The sequence below is a fragment of the Aliiroseovarius sediminis genome (assembly GCF_022678485.1).
GTDB classification, from domain to species: Bacteria; Pseudomonadota; Alphaproteobacteria; order Rhodobacterales; family Rhodobacteraceae; genus Aliiroseovarius; species Aliiroseovarius sediminis.
This window is the reverse complement of record NZ_JALBYP010000026.1, coordinates 1-21,254: the sequence shown is the minus strand read 5'-3', so window position 1 is coordinate 21,254 and position 21,254 is coordinate 1. Positions and strand designations below refer to the sequence as shown.

Here is a 21,254-nt window from a genome sequence, read left to right as displayed (position 1 = left end):
CCAACTCGTTGAAAACATGAAAAACCCGGGGACATGCCCCGGGTTTTCGCGTTTTTGTGGGTGGGTCTTAGCCCCGGATCAGGCCCATGTTTTCCAGCTTTAGCAGAACCTGATGAGCGCAGTTGTCGACGTCCACGTTTTCGGTCTCGACGCGGAGTTCCGGGTTTTTTGGCACGTCATAGGGGTCGGAAATTCCGGTGAATTCCTTGATCTTGCCTTCGCGCGCCAGCTTATAAAGCCCCTTGCGGTCACGGCGTTCGCATTCCTCGATCGAGGTGGCGACATGCACTTCAACAAAAGCACCAAATTGCTCGACATCTTCGCGCACTGCCCGGCGGGTGGTCGCATAGGGCGCGATGGGCGCGCAGATGGCGATGCCGCCGTTCTTGGTGATTTCAGACGCGACATAGCCGATGCGGCGAATGTTCAGGTCGCGGTGTTCTTTTGAGAAGCCAAGCTCGCTTGACAGATTTTTCCGTACGATGTCGCCATCCAAAAGCGTCACCGGACGTCCGCCCATTTCCATCAACTTGACCATCAGCGCGTTGGCGATGGTGGATTTGCCCGAGCCGGAAAAGCCGGTGAAGAAGACGGTAAAGCCCTGTTCGGCGCGCGGCGGTTTGGTCTTGCGCAGCTCTTCCACAACGGCGGGGAAGCTGAACCATTCAGGTATTTCAAGACCTTCCGACAAGCGGCGACGCAATTCTGTGCCCGAAATATTCAGGATCGTCACGTCGTCCTTATCCAGAATTTCATCCGCCGGTTCGTATTGGGCGCGGTCCTGCACATAAACCATGTGCTTGAAGTCTACCATTTCGACTCCGATTTCGTCCTGATGTTCGCGAAACAGGTCTTGGGCTTCATAGGGGCCATAGAAATTTTCGCCCTGGCTGTTCTTGCCGGGGCCAGCGTGGTCGCGACCGACGATGAAGTGGGTGCAGCCGTGGTTCTTGCGGATCAGCCCGTGCCAGACCGCTTCGCGCGGACCGCCCATACGCATGGCAAGGTTCAGAAGGCTCATCGTCGTGGTGGCAGCGGGGTATTGGTCCAGCACGGCCTCGTAACACCGCACGCGGGTGAAGTGGTCGATATCGCCCGGTTTGGTCATGCCCACAACAGGGTGGATCAGCAGGTTGGCCTGCGCTTCTCTTGCGGCGCGGAAGGTCAGTTCCTGGTGCGCCCGGTGCAACGGGTTGCGGGTCTGGAACGCCACGATACGGCGCCAGCCCAGCTTGCGGAAATAGGCGCGCAATTCGTTGGGCGTGTCGCGACGACCGCGGAAATCATAATGGATGGGTTGTTGAATGCCGACAATCGGCCCGCCCAGATATATCTTGCCTGCCATGTTGTGCAGATAGTTTACCGCCGGGTGCGCGTCGTCATCGGCGCCGAACACCTTTTCAGCTTCGTGGGATTTGTTCGGCTCCCAGCGATCGGTGACGGTCATCGTCGCCAGGATAACGCCTTCCTGATCGCGCAGGGCTATATCTTGACCCAAATCGATTGAGGCGGCGAAATCCTCGGACACGTCCAGCGTGATCGGCATTGGCCACAGCGTGCCATCTGCCAAGCGCATGTTGTCGACGACGCCGTTATAGTCTTCCTCGGAAAGGAACCCTTTTAGCGGGTTGAAGCCACCATTCATCAAAAGCTCCAGATCGCAGGTCTGGCGCGGGGTCAGGTCATGGCTGATCAGGTCAGCGGCATCAACTTTCAGCTTCTGCGCACTTTCGTACGAGACATATAGTTCGGGGATGGGTGAGAGGTTGTTTTGCATTGGATGTGTCCTGTGTTTAAGGGGCGAAAGACCGCTGGAGGTGCCAGTCAGTTCCGCATGTAGGGCGTCGTATTCAGCGAATTTTCGGGCAAGAAACTTATCACGAAGCCGCACCTTTTCCGCCGCGCCTTGTGCAGTGATTGCATAGGCAAAGCGCTGTCGTTTGTCTGGTCCGGCGCGTTCGCTGATCCTGATCAGCCCACGTTCGGCACAGTTTCGCAGCAAAGCATTCAACCGTCCAAGCGAGATGCCAATGGCCACCGCCGTCGCGCGCTGCGAGGCGTCCGGCGCCGAATCAAGCTGGCGCAGAAGCCGGAAGAGCTGATCTTCCGCCTCCGGGTTGGGTTTTGTCACTGGTGACGACATGGCTGACGACTCAAGGTGTGTTCACGGATGAACGCATCGCACAGATTGCCGCAAAGGCAAAGCGGAAACACCAGAATCGACGGGAATTTATCAACCGTGGCCCGGCCGCAACGCGGTCGGGCGCGCTTAGGGAATCGGAATGGGTGATCCGGCGATCGCGGCCGCTTGGAGGGCTACACCGGCAGTGTCACGTCCTGACCGCAAAAAATCAGGCGATCGACACTGCCGGTGTCAGATGTCATTCTTGTTCGGCCAGGAAGTGCTCGGCCTCCAGCGCAGCCATGCAGCCCATACCTGCGGACGTCACGGCCTGCCGATATTTGTAATCGGTCAGGTCACCAGCAGCAAAGACGCCGGGGATCGAGGTTGCGGTCGAGTCCGGCTTCGTCACAACATAGCCGCCCATATGCGTCTCCAGCACGTCCTTGACCAGCTCGTTCGCGGGCGCGTGGCCGATGGCGACAAAAACGCCCTTGGCGGGGATTTCCGTGATTTCGCCGGTGGTCACATGCTTAACCCGAACGCCGGTCACGCCAAGTGGGTCTTCGTCACCCACGACCTCTTCCAACACGTGATCCCAGAGCGGTTCGATCTTTTCGTTTTTCATCAGTCGGTCGATCAGGATCTTTTCGGCACGCAATTCGTCGCGGCGGTGGATGAGCGTCACTTTAGACGCAAAGTTGGTCAGGAACAGGGCTTCCTCGACCGCCGTGTTGCCACCGCCGATGACGATGATTTCCTGTCCGCGATAGAAGAAGCCGTCACAGGTGGCGCAGGCAGAAACGCCAAAACCCTTGAACTTCTCTTCGCTGTCCAGCCCCAGCCATTTGGCGCGCGCGCCGGTGGCCAGGATGACCGCGTCGGCCTTGTAGATCATGCCGCTATCGCCGGTTGCCGTGAAGGGGCGTTCGGACAGGTCCAGATCGGTGATCAGGTCGCCAATGATTTCCGTGCCGACGGCTTTGGCATGGGCTTCCATGTTGATCATCAGATCAGGGCCTTGAATTTCGGTCTCGCCGGGCCAATTTTCGACGTCGGTTGTGGTGGTCAGCTGGCCGCCGGGTTCCATGCCTTGTACAAGGATCGGCTCCAACATGGCGCGGCTGGCATAGACAGCGGCGGTATAACCTGCCGGGCCTGAGCCGATGATAAGGACTTTGGTGTTGCGAATATCGGACATGCGAATTTCCTTGAGCGGTCAGCGTTCCCCCGCATATAGGACGCCACGCGGCAGGTTGGAACCCCGCCTGAACCGACCATCTGCCGCACCATGGACGCGCACAGCGCCGCCGTCCAAGAAATTAAGTTGCGCATCTGTGAAAGATTGTTGCGCATTTGATTTGCCAGCGGTAATCTCTGCGCAACTTCCATCGATAACGCTGGCTCTGCCGGGATCAGAGCTTCCTTTGAAAAAGGTTTCCAATGTCCGCAAGTAAACTCGATCCGATTGATCGCATGATTCTCGCTGAGCTTCAGGCAGATGGTCGTATGACCAATGTCGAACTGGCTAAGCGGGTTGGAATCTCGGCGCCGCCCTGTTTGCGGCGGGTTCGCACGTTGGAAGAACAAGGGCTGATCCGTGGCTACCACGCCGATGTGAACGCGCGCGCCTTGGGGTTTGAAGTTCAGGTTTTCGCCATGGTCGGGCTTCTTAGCCAAGCCGAGGCGGATTTGTCCGCGTTCGAAGCTCAATGCCAAGGCTGGTCACTGGTCCGCGAATGCCACATGCTGAACGGCGAGGTAGATTTCGTGCTAAAATGCGTGGCGCCTGATCTGTCCACCTTTCAGACCTTCCTGACCGAGGAATTGACAGCCGCCGAAAACGTGGCGTCGGTCAAGACGTCATTGGTCATTCGCGGCGCAAAGGATGAACCGGGCGTGCCCTTCGATGTGCTTGAGGCGCGGATGAACGCAGCGCCCTGACCGTAGTCTGCGCGGCTAAAGCCTGATGGCCGAGATCAAGCGCCCGTAATCGGCTTCGTTCGCATGGCAGCTGCGCCGATAGGAATAAAACCGGTCGGGGTCGGAATAGGTGCAATGCCCGATCCACTCGGCCCGGTCTATGCCCGCCTCACGCAGGCGGTGCAGGCCAAAGCCCGGCAGATCGAACATTGCCCGGTCGCCCTGTCCGCCTGCGAAAAAGCGGCCATAGTCGGGATCCGCGCCCATGAATTCGTCGAAGAATTCAGGCCCAACCTCATAGGCACGCTGGCTGATCGTCGGGCCGATAATGGCGGTAATCGAGCTGCGTTTGGCGCCGAGGGCCAGCATGGCGTCCACAGTTTCCTCTAGCACGCCGTCGATGGTGCCTTTCCAGCCTGCATGGGCCGCGCCGATCACGCCTGCCTCCGTGTCGGCAAACAGCACCGGCTGGCAATCGGCGGTCAGGATTGTCAGGGCCAGACCGGGTGTGGCCGTAACCAGTGCGTCGGCCTTGGGTTTGTCGCCGGTGATCGGCCCGTCCAGCGTGACGACATCGGGGGAGTGCACCTGATGAACCCCGCACAGATTATCGTGATCAATCTGAAGGGCCTGCGCCACTCGGTTGCGGTTGATCGACACCAATTCGGATTGATCCTGGCTGCCGACACCGCAATTAAGGCCTTGATAGACGCCCGAAGACGCTCCGCCCCGGCGGGTAAAGAACCCATGTTTCAGCGGCAAAAGGGCGTTTGAGGTGATGATTTCCAAGGTCATGAAGCGTCAGCGTGGGGTCGGTTTCGGGTGAGGCCGGGCAAGTCCGGCGCTTTCGCGCGAGTCAGCCCAAGCACTTTGAACAGCGTCCCCATTTCGTCCGGGTGCGTCAAGCGCCGGTGCGCCTTGATATGGGCGTCCAGCGTATCACCGCTGAGATTTTGCGCCAGCGTTTGCGCGCGTTGGGTGATGCCCAAACGCTCAAGAAACACGCCTTGGGGCGCCAGCAGGTGTGGTGTCAGCGGGGCGCTTGCGTGGGTCAGTGCTTCGAAATCCACATGCGCGGTCAGGTCGGCCTGACCGGGGACGGCCAGCGGGTCGACATGGTCGTGCTGCGCCACCGCCTGCAACGTGTCGCCGACCGAGCGCCAGTCGCCATAGTCGATGATCAGCGCGGCACCTCCACGGGGTTCAATTCGGGATGACAGGTCGGCAAGGATGGCGGCGGCGGCGGGGCAACGCTCGACCACGTCTCCATCGCGCGTGTCGTCCAGCCGGAAGGCAAGGTCTTGCACGGGCAGGGGGGCGGTCAGGCCAAGCGTCAGAAGGTCCCCGTCAAGTCCCACCTGCCGTTCACGCCAGCCTTCCCCATCGCGTTGAAACTGGCGGATGGGCAGAGCGTCGAAGAACTCGTTTGCGACCACAAACAGCGGAGCGTCGGGCAGGGTGGCGGTGGTGTCGTGATGGGTGATCGCGTGCGGGGCAAGTGTGCGGGCTTGCGCGGCTTTCAGCACCGAGGACCGTTCGACAAGGTGCAGATCAGCCGCTGCGTGAAACCCCGGCACGGCCTTGGTTGCGCGCAGGATGTCGGCCATCAAGGTGCCACGACCCGGCCCAAGCTCGGCCAAGGTGAAGGGATGCGGCGCGCCTTGGTCCATCCAGGCTTGTGCCAAAGCCAGTCCCAGCATTTCACCGAACATCTGGCTGATCTCGGGCGCGGTGATGAAATCCCCTTGCGCGCCCAACGGGTCGCGGGTGGCGTAGTAGCCGTGTTCGGGATGCAGCAGGCATTCGGCCATGTAATCCGCGATGGATATCGGGCCAGTCGCCGCAATCCGTCGCGCCAGAATGTCGCCAAGTGGGGTCATGACATGGTGGCCTTTGGCGTGCGTCTGGCGGCCCAAATCAGGGTCAGGACCCCGACAATGATCATCGGCAGGGTCAGCGTCTGACCCATCGTCAGCCCCCAGTCACCCAGCCCGATCACATGACCCAATGGGTTTTCGGGGGTGATGAATTGGTCATCGGCCTGGCGAAAGAACTCGACCGTGAAGCGGGCCAACCCGTAGCCAAGAAAGAACAGCCCTGTCAGCATCCCCGGACGTTTCAGCCAGCCACGGCGAAAGGCGAGGATCAGAAGCACAGCGGCAAGGACAAGCCCCTCAAGCACCGCTTCGTAGAGTTGACTGGGATGGCGGGCACATGCGCCAAGGGCCGCGTCCCAGCCGGGGCAGGTTCGCGCCGCCTCGCCGGGAAAGATCACGCCCCAAGGCGCGGTGGTCGGGCGGCCCCAAAGCTCGGCATTGATGAAATTGGCAACGCGCACCAGCCCGATGCCGACGGGGGCGGCAATCGCCATAAGGTCGGCGAGCTTCGCCACCGCAATGCCGTGCTTCCGGGCAAACAGCCACGTCACCACGACAATGCCAAGGAACCCGCCGTGGAACGACATGCCGCCCGTCCAGATCTTCGGAATATCCAGCGGGTTCTGGATGAAATGCACGGGGTCATAGAACAGCACATAGCCCAGTCGCCCGCCCAGAACGATGCCAAGGATCGCCCATGTGGCAAGATCTTCTAACTGCGGACGCGTTATCGGCGCATCACCGCGCCACAGGGACGCATTCGCAATGGCCCGCGCGATAATCCACCAGCCAACCGCGATGCCGACCAGATAGCCCAGCGCATACCAGCGCAATGCGAGGGTGAAATTGCCAATCTCGACCGAGAAGATCTCGGGCGAGATGGCGGGAAAGGGGATCGCCAAAAACATGGCGCCTTCCTGACCCTGACAGGCGGGACAAGTCAACCTTGTCTATGCCCGCGGAAATCCCCATATAGGCCCCAGCAAGCGAGGAGATGCCGATGCAGACGCGCAACAAGATACTGGACGATATGTCCCAACTGATGACCAACGCCATGGGCGTGGCGCAGGGGGCAAAAGACGAAGCCGAAACCGCGATGAAAAGCTGGATGGACCGCTGGCTGGCCGACCGTGACTTCGTCACCCGCGAGGAATTCGACGCCGTGCGCGCGATGGCCCAAAAAGCGCGCGAAGAAAACGAGGCGTTGAAGGCCCGTCTGGACGCGCTTGAGACGAAAAAGACGAAGAAATAGGGTGCACAAATCCCATCCTGATCCGTCGATCTGCCCGGATCCGCGGGTTTTTTGTGTCCGCTGACCGGCTGTGATGGACGTTTATTTCAGGATCGGTGGTTTTTCGGGGTCTGACCCCGGTGCCTGCCTTTGCACCGGTTCAGGTGCGGCCGGGGCGGGCAAGTCAAACCGCACGCCCAGCGCGGCAAGCTTCCCTGCGACCTGATCGCTGCCGGCAAAGAAGCCCACGTCCATCTCGCCTTCCTCAAGCCCGGAAAAGGTCAGCGCCTCGTTCGCGGCACCGGCCAGCGCGCGTTCGGCACCTTGGGCTGCATCGACGAAACCCAGCAAATGCCCCTTTCGCCCATCGGTATAGGTCACGCCCGCAAGGCAGGCGTGGCTGGCAAGCCCTTGCGCGCTGGCCAGCTTGGCATCCAGCGCGGTGATCAGGGCGTCGGGCGCGGTGGGGCGGTGGACTTCGGCGATGCGAGCCTCGATTTGTTCGGGGCCGGTTTTCAGGGTGTCGGCCAGCCACGCGACGGCCTCGGCCGGGATCAGGATCGAGGACGGCGCAACGCCAAGATTGACCCCCAGCCCGATATCTTGACCCGCCAGCATCCCCGCGATCACCCGACCGGGCAAGGCGGCATAGGGGGCAGGGGCGCCGACGAAATCGGCCAGCCGATCCTCGCGGTCGAACACCAGAATGAACGAGGCTTCTTCGAGCGTGAAAATATCCGGGGTGATATCGTCGCCCTCGGGTTCTTCGGTCAACAGCACGAACAGCTCGCCATCCGCCAGTCGTTCGTAAAACCTGAGCCGGGCAGTGTCGTCATTCAGGTCCGCCTGCATGGCGGCGTGGGCATCATCAAGACGGGTGGTGTCGGTCATTGGTCGGACTTTGTGTTTGGGTCGCTCAGAACCTGGGCCACGCGGCTTCGCAGAACCGGCAGCAGCTCGGCCTCGAACCACGGGTTTTTCTTCAGCCATGCCGTATTGCGCCAGGACGGATGTGGCAAGGGGAAGAGGCGCGGCGCATGATCGCGCCAGCCCTGAACGGTGGCGGTCACGCCTTTGCCGCGGCCCAGATGGCGCGCTTGGGCATATCCGCCCACCACCAGCGTCAAGGGCACATCGGCAAGGGCGGCGTCCACACGATCCGCCCATGTCTGCGCGCAAATTTTGGGTGGCGGTAGGTCAGAGCCTTTTGCGTCATAGCCGGGAAAACAGAATCCCATTGGCGTGATGGCAATCGTCGACATATCGTAAAAGCTGTGGCGATCCACCCCCATCCAATCGCGCAGCCGGTCGCCGGACGGATCATCGAAGGGCAGGCCGGATTTATGCACACGCATCCCCGGCGCCTGACCAATAATGCGTATCCGCACGCCGGGTTGGAACCAAACGACCGGGCGCGGGGTGTGGCCTGTCGCGGTTGCGGCGAAGCGGTCGGCACATATCCGGCAGGCGGCAATCTCGCGGGGCAGGCTGGTCATGAGTTTAGCTTAGAAGCGCGTGAGTCGTGATGCAATACTTCAAGAAATGTTGAAGTAAGGCTTGCCCGTCATTTCATTATCGGATGTCCAACAACATGAGAAAAACTGTTGGACCGGTCAATGTCGATATCGCAGCCGCGCAATTCGCCACGCTGCTGCACATAACGCCGTTCATCCTGTTTTGATTGCCTTCCTGCAGCTGCTCGGATGTGAAAACGCTGCCCTTATCGACACAGAAAACAGCAGGGATGTCATAGGTCGGCCAATCGGGGTTCTGGTTCCGCCAGATCGCCGATAATGGCATATACCGTGCTGTGGGACGGCATTAGCCAGCCCTGCGCTTTGACCGCAGAGTCGGCGCGCGGGGGTATCGCGATAACCAAGACGGCGCGGTTTTGATTGGAATATCTGTATGGCGCGCTGCTGCAATCGGCCATCAGCCGTTTTCCAAATGAGGCTTGGCGCAAGCCTTGGCGGGCATCTGCTAAGGGGATGCCCTTGGTGTTCCTGAACTGGACCGACTTTCGCGCTGCAACAGGTTGCCGAGTTTTTTGAACAGCTCTTGGCGTGCCGATCCGGGGCGCCATGCAAGAACGACACGACGCGGACAGGCGTCGGGAAGCGGGGTCAGACGCACATCGCTGCTTCCAACAACCCCCGCGGACACCGCGAGGTTCGGCAAAAGCGTGACGCCCAACCCCTCGGACACCATCGCAATCAATGTCGTCAGACTGGTCGCGGCAAAGCTGTCTTCCGCGGACACGATCCGGCCGGGATAGGCTTCCAGTGCATGACGCTGAAGGCAATGACCCTTTTCAAGCAGCATCAGTTGCCCGCTTTGGGTCAGTGTTTTGGCGTCCTGCGGGGTGGGCCAATCGGCGGGCGAGGCCAATTGATACCCATCTTCGAAAAGCGGCAGAATATCCAATGCACCGGTTTCAAACGGCAGCGCGATCAGGATCAGATCAAGCCGACCGGCATTGAGCCCATCAATCAGGCTCTCGGTCATCTCTTCGCGCAAATAGACGCGCAGATCGGGAAAGGCCTTGCGGATCGCAGGCAAGGTACGAGGTAAAAGGTAAGGACCGATTGTCGGGATCGACCCGAGTTTAAGATCGCCCTCCAAGGGGTTCTGATGCGCCCGGGCGAGGGTTTCGATCTCGGCGGCATCCAGAAGCAGACGCCTTGCGCGCGCAGCGATGTCTTTGCCAAGCGGGGTGAGCATGACGCTGCGCCGGGTCCGCTCAACCAACTGCACACCCACACGGTCTTCAAGCTCTTTTATCCCTGCGCTGAGCGTTGGCTGTGTGACAAAACACATCTCTGCCGCACGCGAGAAGTTCAGCGTCTCGGCGACGGCGGTCAGAAAGCGCAACTGGCGAAGGGTCAGCATTGATAGACAAATCCTATAACTATGATCTTTATATTCAATTTCACCTATAACTGTCCATCCACTATCTCTGTGTCATCAAGACGCTGAAAAGAAGGACAGCAAAAATGACCGACCAAATACAACAACCCGTCGCCCGTTTGAATGAACCCGCACCGGCATTTGACGCGCCCACGACCCATGGCCGTAAAACGCTGGAAGATTACCGTGGCAAATGGCTGGTGCTGTTTTCGCACCCTGCCGACTTCACACCGGTTTGCACCACCGAGTTCATCGCATTCGCCAAGAAACATGAGGAGTTTGCCGCGCGCAATACCGAGCTTCTGGGCTTGTCCATCGACAGCCACTACAGCCACATCGCGTGGATGCTGAACATCAAAGAGAAGTTCGGCGTCGAGATCAAGTTCCCGATCATCGCGGACCTGAACATGGCGGTGGCCCAAGCCTATGGCATGATCCAGCCCGGCGCATCCGACACGGCAGCCGTGCGCGCGACCTTCCTGATCGACCCCGAAGGCGTGCTGCGGGCCATGGTCTATTATCCGATGAACGCGGGGCGTTCGGTTGATGAAATCTACCGCCTGCTGGTTGCGATGCAGACCGCTGACGAGAACGCCTGCGCGATGCCGGAAAACTGGACACCCGGCCAGCCGGTCATTGTGCCAACACCCGCGACGCCCGAGGCCGCAATGGCGCGCGCGGGCGAAGGCTACGACACGGTCGACTGGTATTTCTCGACCCGTATGCTGTGACGCAAATGGGCGGGCCATTGCGGCTCGCCCCCCACATTTAATTCAGGAGCTAAAACCATGACCACCACGACCCAAGACAATATCGAGGCGCTGAACACGGTTCTGGGGCAAACCTTTCGCTTGTATGTTCAAACCCATGGTTACCACTGGAACGTCGAGGGGCCGAATTTCCGCCAGTTGCACGAAGTCTTTGAAGCGCAATACCAAAACCTCTGGGGCGCGCTGGATGAGATCGCCGAACGTATCCGTATTCTGGGGGCCTATGCTCCGGGAACTGTTGCCGGCCTCATGGCAAAGGCCAGCGCCGAAGACGACCTGGCGAAATCTGCCGACGACATGGTGGCAAAACTGGTTGCAGGTCACGAAGCGCTTGCGGCAACATTGCGCAATACGATCGCGACTGCCAGCGATGCAGGTGACGAAGTTTCTGCGGGCCTGTTAACCGACCGTCTGGAGTGGCACGAAAAAGAGCTGTGGATGATGAAGGCCAGCCTGCGCTGAGCTTTGCGTGCCGTGCCATCGGCGCGGCGCCCCACAAAAGACCGAGAAGGAGCAGGAAAATGACAAATCCAATCGTCAAAGGGCTCTGGGACGAACCGACCGGAAGCTGGCAATATGTCTTTCACGACCCCGACACGATGAAAGGCGCCATCGTTGATCCGGTTCTTGACTACGACCCGTTGGCGGGCGCGACGTCGACCGCGAATGCCGAACGCCTGTTGGACTATGTGAACAAGACCGGGATCAAGCTTGAATGGATCCTCGACACCCATCCCCACGCTGATCACTTTTCGGCGGCGCAATGGTTGAAGGCGCAGACGGGTGCGCCAACGGCCATCGGGGCAAACGTCACAGACGTTCAGAAGCTGTGGCAGGGCATCTATAACCTGCCAGACGATTTCCCGACCGACGGCAGCCAATGGGACCGCCTGTTTGCCGACGGCGACACGTTCATGGTCGGCAACGTGCCCGTCACTGTGATGTTCTCTCCGGGGCATACGTTGGCGTCGATCACCTATGTCGCGGGGGATGCGGCCTTTGTGCATGACACGCTGATGATGCCCGACAGCGGCAGTTCGCGCGCCGATTTTCCGGGCGGCAGTTCCGCCGCGCTTTATGACAGCATCTCGGCCATCCTTGCGCTGCCGGACGAGACTCGGGTTTTCGTCGGCCACGATTACGCCCCAGATCGCGAGGCGCGATGCGAAGCAACAGTCGCCGAACACCGCGCCGCAAATATCCATTGGAAAGACGCCCCGACAAAGGCAGAATACCGCGCCCTGCGTGATGCCCGGGATGCAACCTTACCGCTTCCCAAATTGATGCTGGCGGCGTTGCAGATCAACATTCGCGGCGGTCGTCTTCCCGACGCGGAGAGCAATGGCCGGTCTTATCTGACGGTGCCATTGAACTACTTTGAAAGCCGCTGACCAGCTTCAGCCCTTAGCGCTGATGACGCCACTGTGTTGGCGTCATCCCGCTTTGGCGTCTGAACGCCGCGACAAAAGCTGAAGGGCTGGAATAGCCCAGTGTTGCCGCAAGCTCTGTGCTGTTGCGCCCAATCTGAAGCCCTTCCAACGCCAGAACGAAGCGCATTCTGTCGCGCCACGCGCGCCAGCTCATTCCCGTTTCCTTCTGGAAAAGGCGGCTGAGTGTGCGTTCGCTCGTGCCTACGCGGGCCGCAAGTGCCGCAAGACTGCCTGCGTCTTGAGGGCGTTCCAGCAGATGGGACATCACACGCGACAGGCGCGGCTCTCGGCTTCCCGGCAAATGCAGATCAGGGCGCTCAAGCCGCGCGATTTCGTCCAGAGCGACCACCCCCAGACGCCGTTGCGCGGCGGGCGTGAGGGCATCGCCATCCATCAAGCGCCGCCCGATACCACGGATAAGCGGCGTGGCACGCAAAACCGTGGGCCGATCGGGCATGCCAAGGCTCTGCGCCACCTGCGCATGGAGCGAGAAGCTTTGAAACTCGATCTGCTCCGCCACCTCGATTTGCGCGTTCAGGCCCTTGGGCAGCCAAATCCCGAAACGGTCCGGAATATACCAACGATCCTGTCCCGCATCGATCCGCATCAGCCCGTCATAACAGAACAATACCTGCGCCCTGTCGCTGTAACGCGTGGCGGGGCGCGCACCCTTATCCAGCTGTCCGGACCACGCAATGAGCCGTGCAGGTGGATTTGGCGGAAACTCGACATCTTTTGTCATTTTGTCATCCTACTACATGGCGCGATGAAGGCATACCTCTGAGTGCAAGGAATGAAGGGGTCCACCATGACACGCGCTAAAGAACTCATCTTTGCATTGGCACTTCTGCTGGCCGCTTGGAGCGCTTTTGCCCAACCCGCAGGCATGTCGACAGAACAAGCGCTGACCTTCGGCGTCATGCTTGTCACCCTGGCGATCTGGGGCACGGGTCTGGTTCCGGGATATGTCGGGTCGACCTTTCTGTTCACCGCGCTGATCTTGGGCGGGCTGGCCACCCCGCAGGATGTCTTCGCCAGCTTTTCATCATCTGCGATCTGGCTTGTGGTGGCGGGCTTTGTCATCGGCGCGGCCATCACCCATTCGGGGCTGGGCGCACGCATGGGGGCGGTGGCGCACCCGCATCTGTCCAAAAGCTATGCCACTTTGATCGCTGGGCTCATGCTTCTGAGCATGGCGCTGGGCTTTGTTATGCCCTCATCCCTTGGGCGCGCCGCTGTCTTGGTGCCTGTGGGTATGGCGCTGGCGGATGCATTGGGGCTGGGGAAGGGATCAACCGGGCGCACAGGCGTCGCCGTTGTCATTGCCATCGGGACAAATATGCCCAGTTTTGCGATCCTGCCGTCGAATATCCCCAATATCATCTTATCAGGTGTGGCCGAGCAGTCTTTTGGACTGCAGTTCAGCTATGCCGATTACCTGTTGCTACACTACCCGGTGCTGGGGCTGTTGAAATCAGCCATTATCGTGGGCCTCGTGCTGCTGTTCTTCCCCGCACAAGTGCAACCAGATGACACGCAGGACGAGCAGCGCGCAGGCTCGGGGCGTCATCAGGTGGCGTTGATGGCGATCCTTCTGATCACACTTGGGCTTTGGGCCACGGATCAACTCCACGGGATCAACGCAGCCTGGATCGGCTTGGGTGCGTCCCTTGTCCTGATGGTACCACAACTGGGCTTTGTGCCACCGCCGGTTTTCAAGTCATCGGTCGATTTTTCGATGCTGTTGTTCGTGGCGGGCGCCTTGACGCTTGGAACGATCGTCAGTTCAAGCGGCCTGGGTGATATCATCGCGACCGAGGCATTTTCCATCCTGCCCCTGCAAGCGGGCCAGGATTTCATGAATTTCGTTTCGCTGTCCCTTTTGGGGGCTGGCACCTCGATCTTCACCACAATGCCGGGAGTTCCTGCCGTTCTGACGCCCCTTGCACCCGACCTGGCCGAGACCACGGGATTCTCGCTCAATGCGGTTTTGATGACGCAGGTTATCGGATTTTCAACTGTTGTCTTTCCCTATCAGGTCGGTCCGCTGATCGTGGCTATGGGATTGGCTGGCGAAAGCACGCGGCCCCTCTTGAAGGTTACAGTGGCTCTGTTCGTTGTTACCGTGCTCGTCCTTCTACCGGTGGATTATCTGTGGTGGAAACTGCTCGGTGTCATCTGAATGTAGGTCGAACATCTGTTTGGCTCTTTCCTCCGGCTACCCCAACTGACGCGGTTGCTGGAACACGATGTATAACCGACTTTTGGCCAGACCACACGCGCCAGATGCGTCACCTGAAGCGGACGCCAAATAGGGCTGAAGGTCAGAGCCAACGCTGCGGGACTAAGTTGGAGAGGTATCGCCTGACCCGTTGAAAAACCTGAACTTCAGGCTGGACCATTGTCGTTTGGGGGCAGTTGCCGTATTTCCGAAAATACACGAATAAAAACGGTCGCGCCCCAGCCACTTGTTGCAGGGGCGCGGCCTGTTTCTAAACAGGAACTAGACGGGGCATCCTTATGTATCGCGTGTGGAATTTTATCACGACCTACTCGATTCTTCTGATCAGCGGGGCCGTGCTGGCGTTGGTTTGGGCTAACATAGATCCGCATTCCTATCACCACGTGGTCGAATACCCGTTGTGGTTCAACAGCTGGATCGGAATCGACATCGGCTATTGGGAAAAAGTTTATGGCGAGGCCGCGTATCACTTCGAATACGGCGATGTGGAGCGCGTGGTGACTTTCCACTACCTTATAAACGATATGCTGATGGCCCTGTTCTTCGCGATTGCGGGCAAAGAGGTCTGGGAGGCGGTGATACTGAAAAACGGTTCGCTGCGTGGCAAGAAAGCGGCCACGCCGTTGGTTGCGACTGCTGGCGGTATGCTGGGGCCAATCGCTGTTTATCTTGGTATTGCCTATTTTCTTGGCTCGACGACGTTTGACGCGGTGTCGCGCGGTTGGGCCATTCCGACGGCCACGGATATCGCGTTCAGCTATCTGGTCGGGCGGATGGTCTTTGGCGCGGGCCACCCTGCGGTGCGGTTCCTGCTTCTGCTGGCCATTGCCGATGATGCGGCGGGGCTGATCATTCTGGCGATCTTCTATCCCTCGGGTGAACTTGCGCCAGTGTGGCTGTTGCTGTCAGTGGCCGCGTCTGCCGGGGTGTTTCTGGTGTTCAACTGGTTGCCGCGCCGCATGGACCGGGGCGATCAACTGCGCACCCGCTCGACCTGGGCGCGCAAGAAGCTGCGTTGGTATCCCTATGCCATCGCGGGTTGCCTGAGTTGGTATGGCTTTGCGCAGGCGGGCATTCACCCGGCGCTGGGTCTTCTGCCGGTCATTCCCGCGATCCCGCATGCCGACCGTGCCTTTGGCATCTTCGCCGATGCTGAACGATATCTGTCCGACACCCTGAACCAGATGGAGCACGGCTTGGCCATTCCTGTCGATGTGGTCCTGTTCTTCTTCGGCCTTCTGAACGCCGGCGTTGAGTTTGGTGCGATTTCCGAGGCCACATGGTTGGTTCTTGCGGGCCTTATTATCGGCAAGCCGGTGGGAATTTTTCTGATGGGCTGGCTTGCGGCCTATCCAATGAAGCTGGGCCTTCCAGCTGGCATGCGCCCAATCGACCTTGTGGTGATTGGTTTTGTTGCCGCCATCGGCTTCACAGTATCGCTGTTTGTTGCGTCCGTCGCCTTTGCGCCCGGTCCGGTGCAGGATGCCGCCAAAATGGGTGCGCTGTTTAGCTTTGGCGCCGTGTTCCTTTCGCTTGCGGCAGGAAAGTTGCTGAAAGTGCAAAAGCAAGAGGGTTGATGCACTGGCCACCGATCAGTCATGATCGGGGCCGATGTGAAAAGTTTTCGATATAAACTGCGACATACCGTTGGTGTGTCGCGGTTTTGTCGGACATAATGCTGCCCAAGTATGCGATTATGGTGCGACGTTAAGAATACTGATCTACTCGCGTCAGGCCGCAGCCATGTCGGGACAACCATGCTTGAATTCGACAATGTCAGCAAATCGTTCTGGACGGGACGCCAGCGCAAGGTCATCCTTGACCATGTGTCCTTTCGGGTCGAACTGGGTAAATCCTTGGGCATCCTTGCGCCGAACGGCACCGGAAAGACGACGTTGATCAACATGATGGCCGGGCTGGAAAAGCCGGACGAAGGCGATGTTCGCCGTGGCTGTCGGGTATCGTTTCCGCTGGGTTTCATGGGCGGTATCATCGGGAAACTGTCGGCAAAGGAAAACGCGCGCTACATTGCCAAGCTCTATGGGCTTGACGCCGATTATGTCGAAGCTTTCACCCGTTGGCTTTGCGAGCTTGAGGAATATTACGACTTCCCCGTTGCGACCTATAGCGCGGGTATGCGGGGGCGGTTTTCCTTTGCGCTGCTGTTGGCACTGGACTTCGACATCTATCTGATTGACGAAGGCATGCCACAAAGCACCGATGCGCAGTTCAATCGAAAGGCGGGCGACGTGCTGCGGGAACGATTGGCGAAATCCACCGTGGTCATCGTGTCCCATCAGGCACAGACGCTTGAGAAATTCTGCCAGTCGGCAGCCGTGCTGCGGGATGGTCAGTTATACATGTTTGAAACGTTGGAAGAAGCGAAGCGTCTTTATGACTACCAAACCCAGGGCTAAGAAATTTCGCATCACCCGCACATCGCGCCCCCGTCCGACCGACGCGGCGCAACCCAGTGGCGCGCCCCAACCTGCACACAACGCCGACCAACCCGCGGCACCCGCGCGAAAACCAAACCCGTTCGAAGAAATGGCACAAGCGGGTGTCGAAGATGGCTTCCCCAAGGAAGGGTTTGTAGCCAACGACCGTGCGCCCGACACTTCCGCCGATCAGAATGCTGACCCGGCCGTCGAGGCGATCCGCAAAGAGGGTTTGACCGGGCGACAACTGCGCATGGCGCGGCGGGTCGCGCAAAAACACGGCATCGCATTCGAAACAGAGTTCGACGCGGTGCACAAGCTGCGCAAAGCTGGCATCGACCCGTTCAAACGCACAAATATGCTCGACCTTGTGGGGGCAGATGGCAGTGGGGCGAACAACCTGCCTGAACCACGTCAAATGCCGCGCCTGCCCGCCAACCATGTCTATGATGATGCGGATCGCGCGCGATCGGTGCGCGCCATTCAGGTGGACATCGCCCGTCGCCGTCGGCGTAAGCTATGGTTCCTGTTCTTGCGACTGGCGTTTTTCGTCTTTCTGCCAACCGTGATCGCTGGACTCTACTACTATAACTACGCCACTCCGATGTATGCCACCAAGACCGAGTTCGTGATCCAGAAGGCGGACGGGCAGGGCGGCAGTGGGCTGGGCAGCCTGTTTGCAGGTTCGGGCCTTGCTACGTCGCAAGACAGCATCACGGTGCAAAGCTATCTGACATCGCGCGATGCGATGCTTAGGCTGGATGGCGACCTTGGATATAAGTCGATCTTCTCAGACGATAACATCGACCCCATACAGCGGTTGGAGGAGGGGGCATCGAACGAAGCGGCCTATAAGCTTTATAAGAAGAACGTAAAAATCGGGTTCGACCCCACCGAAGGCATCGTCAAGATGGAAGTCATCGCCCCGGCGCCCGAACAAAGTGCGCAGTTTTCCGAGGTGCTGGTGTCGTACGCTGAAGAACGGGTCGACAATCTGACCCAGCGGTTGCGCGAAGACCAGATGGAAGGCGCGATCGCAAGCTATGAAAAGGCCGAACAGGACATGCTGGACGCACAGGCTGAGGTGCTGCGTCTGCAAGAGGAAATGGGCGTGTTCGATGCCACGTCGGACGCTGCCGCGTTAATGTCGCAGATCACGGGTTTTGAAAGCCAGCTTCAGGAAAAGCGACTGGCCCTGCAGCAGCTTATGGACAATGCTCGCCCCAATCAGGCGCGGGTTGATGGCTTGCGCGGCGATATCGGACGGCTAGAAACATTGATCATTGAACTGCGTGGCCGGCTGACGGAAACGGCAGGTGAGAACGGGTCGCTTGCGTCGATCAGCGGACGGCTGCGGATCGCCCAGACCAATCTTGAGACGCGCACTCTTCTTATGCAGCAGTCCTTGCAACAGCTTGAAAACGCGCGGATCGAGGCGAACAAGCAGACCCGCTATCTGGAACTGGGTGTGCGTCCCGTCGCACCAGACGAACCGACCTATCCCCGCGCGTTCGAGAATACGTTGCTGGCGTTCCTGATCTTTTCAGGCGTTTACCTAATGGCCTCAATCACCGTGTCAATTCTGCGCGAACAGGTGTCGTCCTGACATGGCAGAAGTGGTTGTCAGCAACGTTCGTATCGGCAATGACCGCCCGCTGACGATCATCGCTGGCCCCTGCCAGCTTGAGGGGGCCGACCATGCCATCGCGATTGCGCGGCATATGGCAAGGATATGTGCTGACAACGGGCTGGGTTACGTGTTCAAAGCTTCGTTTGACAAGGCCAACCGCACGTCCCTGTCCGGCGCGCGCGGTCCGGGCATGTTTGATGGGCTTTCGATCTTGGCCGAGGTCAAGGCCAAGGTTGGCGTGCCCGTGCTGACTGATGTGCACTTGCCTGACCAATGCATCCCTGTTGCCAAAGTCGTCGACATTCTTCAGATTCCCGCCTTTTTGTGCCGACAAACTGATCTGCTGATCGCCGCGGCGCGCACGGGCAAGCCGATCAACATCAAGAAAGGTCAGGCCTTGGCCCCTTGGGACATGCAGTATGTCGTCGACAAGATCACCCGATCAGGCAATGAGCAGGTAATGCTGACCGAGCGGGGCACCGCATTCGGATACAACACGCTTGTCTGCGATATGCGTGCGTTGCCGCAGATGGCCGCGACCGGCCACCCGGTAATTATGGATGCCACCCACGCGGTCCAGATGCCGGGCGGGCAAGGGGCGAGCTCGGGCGGTCAGCGGCAGTTTGCACCTGCCCTCGCGCGGGCCGCTGTGGCGTTGGGCGTGGCAGGTGTATTTATCGAAACCCACCCTGACCCAGACCACGCGCCGTCGGATGGGCCAAACATGGTGCCGCTGGACCAGATGGCGAAGCTTGTCGCCGACCTGGCCGCCTTTGACCGGCTGGCAAAAGAACGGCCTTTGGACGTGTGATCATGCGATTGTGCCCCAGTGGATTTCGCGAATATGACGCCCGGTGGCGTTTCCCGCAGGATATTGATCTGGAGGGGATCACCGCAGTTGGTCTGGGGCTTGGGACGCAGCTTGCGCGGCGCGGTCTTGGGCCTCAAATTATCGTGGGGCGGGACTATCGCTGCTACTCTCCCGCGGTGCAGGCAGCGCTGATCAAGGGGCTAGGCCAGGCAGGCGCGCACGTTCTGGATATCGGTATGTGCCTGTCGCCGATGGCCTATTTTGCGCAATTTTATCTGGATGTAGGTGCGGTGGCGATGGTGACGGCCAGCCATAACCCAAACGGGTGGACAGGCTTGAAAATCGGTTTTGACCGCCCCTGCACCCACGGCCCAGAAGACATGGCCGAGTTGCGCGATATTGTTTTGTCGCGGGATTTCGACCGGGCAGATGGTGGCGCGGCGCAATCCGTGACAGATGTTCAGGATGCCTATCTTGACGACCTCTTGGCCGGCGAGCCGATCACACGGCCCCTGCGCGTCGTCTGTGCAACGGGCAATGGGACGGCAGGCGCGTTTGCGCCCGACCTGTTGCGCCGTCTTGGCGTCGAGGTGGTCGAATGTCACTGCACGCTTGACCACAGCTTCCCGCATTACAACCCCAACCCCGAAGCGCTTGAAATGCTGGCTGATATGGCGGCGGCAGTGCGCGAAAGCGGGGCGGATTTCGCCATCGGTATGGATGGCGATGGCGACCGGATCGGCGTGGTCGACGAAACAGGCACACCGGTGTTTGCCGACAAGCTGGGGCTGCTCATGGCGCGGGATCTGGCTGGCGCGCACCCTAACGCGCGGTTCTTGGCGGATGTGAAATCCACCGGTCTGTTTGCGACCGATCCGGTGCTGAAATCGCATGGCGCGACGGTTGAGTACTGTATGACCGGCCACAGCCATGTGAAACGACAGCTTCGCGCAACTGGCGCACAGGCGGCATTTGAAAAGTCCGGCCACTTCTATTTCGGCTCGCCGTTTGGGCGGGGATATGACTGTGCCTTGGGGGCCGTGGTCGCGCTTTGCCGGTTGATGGATCACCACCCTGACGCAACCTTATCGACCCTTATGGCCGAGCTTCCAGCAAGCTGGACCTCGCCGACCCTATCCCCGGCCTGTCCAGACAATCAGAAATACGATGTCGTGGATCGGCTGACGGAAACGCTTTTTCAAATGCAACGCGACGGCCAGCGGATCGCAGGGCGCAACATCGAGGATATCCTGACTTTGAACGGGGCACGGGTCCAACTGGAAGACGGTGCCTGGGCGCTTGTGCGCGCGTCGTCGAACACGCCTAATCTTGTGGTTGTCTGTGAAAGTTTCACCAGCGCATCAGACTTGGGCGCTGTATTTAATGGCATCGACGCGATCCTGCGGCAACAGTCAATTGTGGGACCATATGATCAAACATTGCCGGATCAAGACCGGCCCCCTGACCTCTGAGCAAGGGGCAAACCTTCATTGAGTGCGTGACCCGAACAGACGATTGTTTGCTACAAATTGGTTCTGGGCCAATTTCCCCTATTTTGGGGTTGCGCCTTTGATCGGCTTTGGCTAGTTAGGCGCGCATCACTGGGGTGTAGCCAAGTGGTAAGGCAACTGTTTTTGGTACAGTGTACCGTAGGTTCGAATCCTACCACCCCAGCCATTTCCGCCAAACTGATAAATATCAATGACTTATGAAGCTTGCTGCTCTGAGATTGTAGCAGCAAATCGTAGCAGTTAGTTAAGTCACTTGAGTAATGCTTGTGACCTGCTCCCCTTGGAGTCCGCGTTTATTGGTTAGCTCTGTTCAGGGTTTGGTCCTCTCTTGACCGTTGGTGATACTCCCACGGGGTTAGCCC

At 59.3% G+C, this 21,254-nt stretch carries 20 protein-coding genes and 1 tRNA gene; 12 read left to right on the top strand and 9 right to left on the bottom strand.

Annotation, left to right across the window (positions count from 1 at the left end):
- Positions 1-67: 67 nt before the first annotated feature.
- Complete coding sequence (locus MN186_RS06600) at positions 68-2,143, bottom strand: bifunctional sulfate adenylyltransferase/adenylylsulfate kinase (protein WP_242113583.1); 2,076 nt, start codon at positions 2,141-2,143, stop codon at positions 68-70.
- Between the two features lie 238 nt (positions 2,144-2,381).
- Positions 2,382-3,323 carry a thioredoxin-disulfide reductase gene (trxB, locus tag MN186_RS06595; RefSeq protein ID WP_242113582.1) on the bottom strand — a complete coding sequence of 314 codons (942 nt, stop codon included), beginning with the start codon at positions 3,321-3,323 and terminating at the stop codon, positions 2,382-2,384.
- Positions 3,324-3,565: 242 nt separating this feature from the next.
- Between trxB and MN186_RS06590 the strand changes: the two genes are divergently transcribed.
- The gene (locus tag MN186_RS06590) at positions 3,566-4,066 is read left to right on the top strand and encodes an Lrp/AsnC family transcriptional regulator (RefSeq protein WP_242113581.1); all 501 of its coding nucleotides are present in this window, start codon (positions 3,566-3,568) and stop codon (positions 4,064-4,066) included.
- A 15-nt stretch (positions 4,067-4,081) separates the two neighbouring features.
- Here MN186_RS06590 and pgeF read toward each other — a convergent pair whose 3' ends face one another.
- From pgeF to lgt, 3 genes are read right to left on the bottom strand one after another with little or no spacing between them, the layout of a single operon-like run.
- Positions 4,082-4,840, bottom strand: coding sequence for a peptidoglycan editing factor PgeF (gene pgeF / locus MN186_RS06585; RefSeq protein WP_242113580.1), 759 nt, complete (start codon positions 4,838-4,840; stop codon positions 4,082-4,084).
- Positions 4,837-5,925 (bottom strand): class I SAM-dependent methyltransferase, encoded by a 1,089-nt coding sequence (locus tag MN186_RS06580; RefSeq protein ID WP_242113579.1) that lies wholly within the window; start codon positions 5,923-5,925, stop codon positions 4,837-4,839. The genes pgeF and MN186_RS06580 overlap by 4 nt, the downstream gene beginning before the upstream one ends.
- On the bottom strand, positions 5,922-6,830 hold the full coding sequence (gene lgt / locus MN186_RS06575; protein ID WP_242113578.1) for a prolipoprotein diacylglyceryl transferase: 909 nt from the start codon (positions 6,828-6,830) through the stop codon (positions 5,922-5,924). The genes MN186_RS06580 and lgt overlap by 4 nt, the downstream gene beginning before the upstream one ends.
- A gap of 92 nt (positions 6,831-6,922) precedes the next feature.
- On the opposite strand from lgt, the gene MN186_RS06570 reads away from it, so the two are divergent.
- A complete protein-coding gene (locus MN186_RS06570) occupies positions 6,923-7,174 on the top strand; it encodes an accessory factor UbiK family protein (RefSeq protein WP_242113577.1) in 252 nt (83 codons plus the stop codon).
- A gap of 81 nt (positions 7,175-7,255) precedes the next feature.
- Here the strand turns inward: MN186_RS06570 and MN186_RS06565 are convergent, their stop codons facing one another.
- The 3 genes from MN186_RS06565 to MN186_RS06555 form a co-directional block, all read right to left on the bottom strand.
- On the bottom strand, positions 7,256-8,044 hold the full coding sequence (locus tag MN186_RS06565; protein ID WP_242113576.1) for an SseB family protein: 789 nt from the start codon (positions 8,042-8,044) through the stop codon (positions 7,256-7,258).
- Positions 8,041-8,649 (bottom strand): uracil-DNA glycosylase family protein, encoded by a 609-nt coding sequence (locus MN186_RS06560; protein ID WP_242113575.1) that lies wholly within the window; start codon positions 8,647-8,649, stop codon positions 8,041-8,043. Before MN186_RS06560 ends, MN186_RS06565 begins: the two co-directional genes overlap by 4 nt.
- Before the next feature lie 484 nt (positions 8,650-9,133).
- Positions 9,134-10,042 (bottom strand): hydrogen peroxide-inducible genes activator, encoded by a 909-nt coding sequence (locus tag MN186_RS06555; RefSeq protein ID WP_242113574.1) that lies wholly within the window; start codon positions 10,040-10,042, stop codon positions 9,134-9,136.
- A 104-nt stretch (positions 10,043-10,146) separates the two neighbouring features.
- On the opposite strand from MN186_RS06555, the gene MN186_RS06550 reads away from it, so the two are divergent.
- The 3 genes from MN186_RS06550 to MN186_RS06540 are packed head-to-tail and all read left to right on the top strand — an operon-like array spanning position 10,147 to position 12,221.
- Entirely contained in the window at positions 10,147-10,791 is a 645-nt protein-coding gene (locus MN186_RS06550) for a peroxiredoxin (protein WP_242113573.1), read from the top strand.
- A gap of 57 nt (positions 10,792-10,848) precedes the next feature.
- Positions 10,849-11,292, top strand: a complete 444-nt coding sequence (locus tag MN186_RS06545; protein WP_242113572.1) for a Dps family protein — start codon at positions 10,849-10,851, stop codon at positions 11,290-11,292.
- A 59-nt stretch (positions 11,293-11,351) separates the two neighbouring features.
- Entirely contained in the window at positions 11,352-12,221 is an 870-nt protein-coding gene (locus tag MN186_RS06540; protein WP_242113571.1) for an MBL fold metallo-hydrolase, read from the top strand.
- Positions 12,222-12,234: 13 nt separating this feature from the next.
- On the opposite strand, the gene MN186_RS06535 is transcribed toward MN186_RS06540, so the two are convergent.
- The gene (locus tag MN186_RS06535; protein WP_242113570.1) at positions 12,235-13,002 is read right to left on the bottom strand and encodes a helix-turn-helix domain-containing protein; all 768 of its coding nucleotides are present in this window, start codon (positions 13,000-13,002) and stop codon (positions 12,235-12,237) included.
- A gap of 66 nt (positions 13,003-13,068) precedes the next feature.
- Here MN186_RS06535 and MN186_RS06530 point away from each other — a divergent pair, with 66 nt between their 5' ends.
- From MN186_RS06530 to MN186_RS06500, 7 genes are all read left to right on the top strand, one after another.
- Positions 13,069-14,442, top strand: a complete 1,374-nt coding sequence (locus MN186_RS06530; protein WP_242113569.1) for an SLC13 family permease — start codon at positions 13,069-13,071, stop codon at positions 14,440-14,442.
- 338 nt (positions 14,443-14,780) lie between these two features.
- Complete coding sequence (locus MN186_RS06525; RefSeq protein WP_242113568.1) at positions 14,781-16,079, top strand: Na+/H+ antiporter NhaA; 1,299 nt, start codon at positions 14,781-14,783, stop codon at positions 16,077-16,079.
- A gap of 180 nt (positions 16,080-16,259) precedes the next feature.
- Positions 16,260-16,919: an ABC transporter ATP-binding protein gene (locus MN186_RS06520; protein WP_242113567.1), complete on the top strand. Its 660-nt coding sequence runs from the start codon at positions 16,260-16,262 to the stop codon at positions 16,917-16,919.
- The gene (locus MN186_RS06515; protein ID WP_242113566.1) at positions 16,897-18,546 is read left to right on the top strand and encodes a KpsE/RkpR family capsule polysaccharide export protein; all 1,650 of its coding nucleotides are present in this window, start codon (positions 16,897-16,899) and stop codon (positions 18,544-18,546) included. Before MN186_RS06520 ends, MN186_RS06515 begins: the two co-directional genes overlap by 23 nt.
- 1 nt (position 18,547) lies before the next feature.
- Positions 18,548-19,381 (top strand): 3-deoxy-8-phosphooctulonate synthase, encoded by an 834-nt coding sequence (gene kdsA / locus MN186_RS06510; protein ID WP_242113565.1) that lies wholly within the window; start codon positions 18,548-18,550, stop codon positions 19,379-19,381.
- A gap of 2 nt (positions 19,382-19,383) precedes the next feature.
- The gene (locus tag MN186_RS06505; protein ID WP_242113564.1) at positions 19,384-20,853 is read left to right on the top strand and encodes a phosphomannomutase/phosphoglucomutase; all 1,470 of its coding nucleotides are present in this window, start codon (positions 19,384-19,386) and stop codon (positions 20,851-20,853) included.
- 130 nt (positions 20,854-20,983) lie between these two features.
- A tRNA-Gln gene (locus MN186_RS06500) sits at positions 20,984-21,058 on the top strand.
- The last annotated feature ends 196 nt before the right edge of the window (positions 21,059-21,254 follow it).

Excerpts from the sequence above, each read along its gene's own strand:
- MN186_RS06505 (WP_242113564.1), top strand. The coding sequence starts at position 19,384 with ATGCGATTGTGCCCCAGTGGATTTCGCGAATATGACGCCCGGTGGCGT.
- MN186_RS06535 (WP_242113570.1), bottom strand. The coding sequence starts at position 13,002 with ATGACAAAAGATGTCGAGTTTCCGCCAAATCCACCTGCACGGCTCATT.
- kdsA (WP_242113565.1), top strand. The coding sequence starts at position 18,548 with ATGGCAGAAGTGGTTGTCAGCAACGTTCGTATCGGCAATGACCGCCCG.
- MN186_RS06550 (WP_242113573.1), top strand. The coding sequence starts at position 10,147 with ATGACCGACCAAATACAACAACCCGTCGCCCGTTTGAATGAACCCGCA.
- MN186_RS06525 (WP_242113568.1), top strand. The coding sequence starts at position 14,781 with ATGTATCGCGTGTGGAATTTTATCACGACCTACTCGATTCTTCTGATC.
- MN186_RS06520 (WP_242113567.1), top strand. The coding sequence starts at position 16,260 with ATGCTTGAATTCGACAATGTCAGCAAATCGTTCTGGACGGGACGCCAG.
- MN186_RS06545 (WP_242113572.1), top strand. The coding sequence starts at position 10,849 with ATGACCACCACGACCCAAGACAATATCGAGGCGCTGAACACGGTTCTG.
- MN186_RS06530 (WP_242113569.1), top strand. The coding sequence starts at position 13,069 with ATGACACGCGCTAAAGAACTCATCTTTGCATTGGCACTTCTGCTGGCC.
- MN186_RS06580 (WP_242113579.1), bottom strand. The coding sequence starts at position 5,925 with ATGACCCCACTTGGCGACATTCTGGCGCGACGGATTGCGGCGACTGGC.
- MN186_RS06515 (WP_242113566.1), top strand. The coding sequence starts at position 16,897 with ATGACTACCAAACCCAGGGCTAAGAAATTTCGCATCACCCGCACATCG.
- MN186_RS06600 (WP_242113583.1), bottom strand. The coding sequence starts at position 2,143 with ATGTCGTCACCAGTGACAAAACCCAACCCGGAGGCGGAAGATCAGCTC.
- MN186_RS06590 (WP_242113581.1), top strand. The coding sequence starts at position 3,566 with ATGTCCGCAAGTAAACTCGATCCGATTGATCGCATGATTCTCGCTGAG.
- MN186_RS06555 (WP_242113574.1), bottom strand. The coding sequence starts at position 10,042 with ATGCTGACCCTTCGCCAGTTGCGCTTTCTGACCGCCGTCGCCGAGACG.
- MN186_RS06570 (WP_242113577.1), top strand. The coding sequence starts at position 6,923 with ATGCAGACGCGCAACAAGATACTGGACGATATGTCCCAACTGATGACC.
- MN186_RS06565 (WP_242113576.1), bottom strand. The coding sequence starts at position 8,044 with ATGACCGACACCACCCGTCTTGATGATGCCCACGCCGCCATGCAGGCG.
- MN186_RS06540 (WP_242113571.1), top strand. The coding sequence starts at position 11,352 with ATGACAAATCCAATCGTCAAAGGGCTCTGGGACGAACCGACCGGAAGC.
- lgt (WP_242113578.1), bottom strand. The coding sequence starts at position 6,830 with ATGTTTTTGGCGATCCCCTTTCCCGCCATCTCGCCCGAGATCTTCTCG.
- trxB (WP_242113582.1), bottom strand. The coding sequence starts at position 3,323 with ATGTCCGATATTCGCAACACCAAAGTCCTTATCATCGGCTCAGGCCCG.
- pgeF (WP_242113580.1), bottom strand. The coding sequence starts at position 4,840 with ATGACCTTGGAAATCATCACCTCAAACGCCCTTTTGCCGCTGAAACAT.
- MN186_RS06560 (WP_242113575.1), bottom strand. The coding sequence starts at position 8,649 with ATGACCAGCCTGCCCCGCGAGATTGCCGCCTGCCGGATATGTGCCGAC.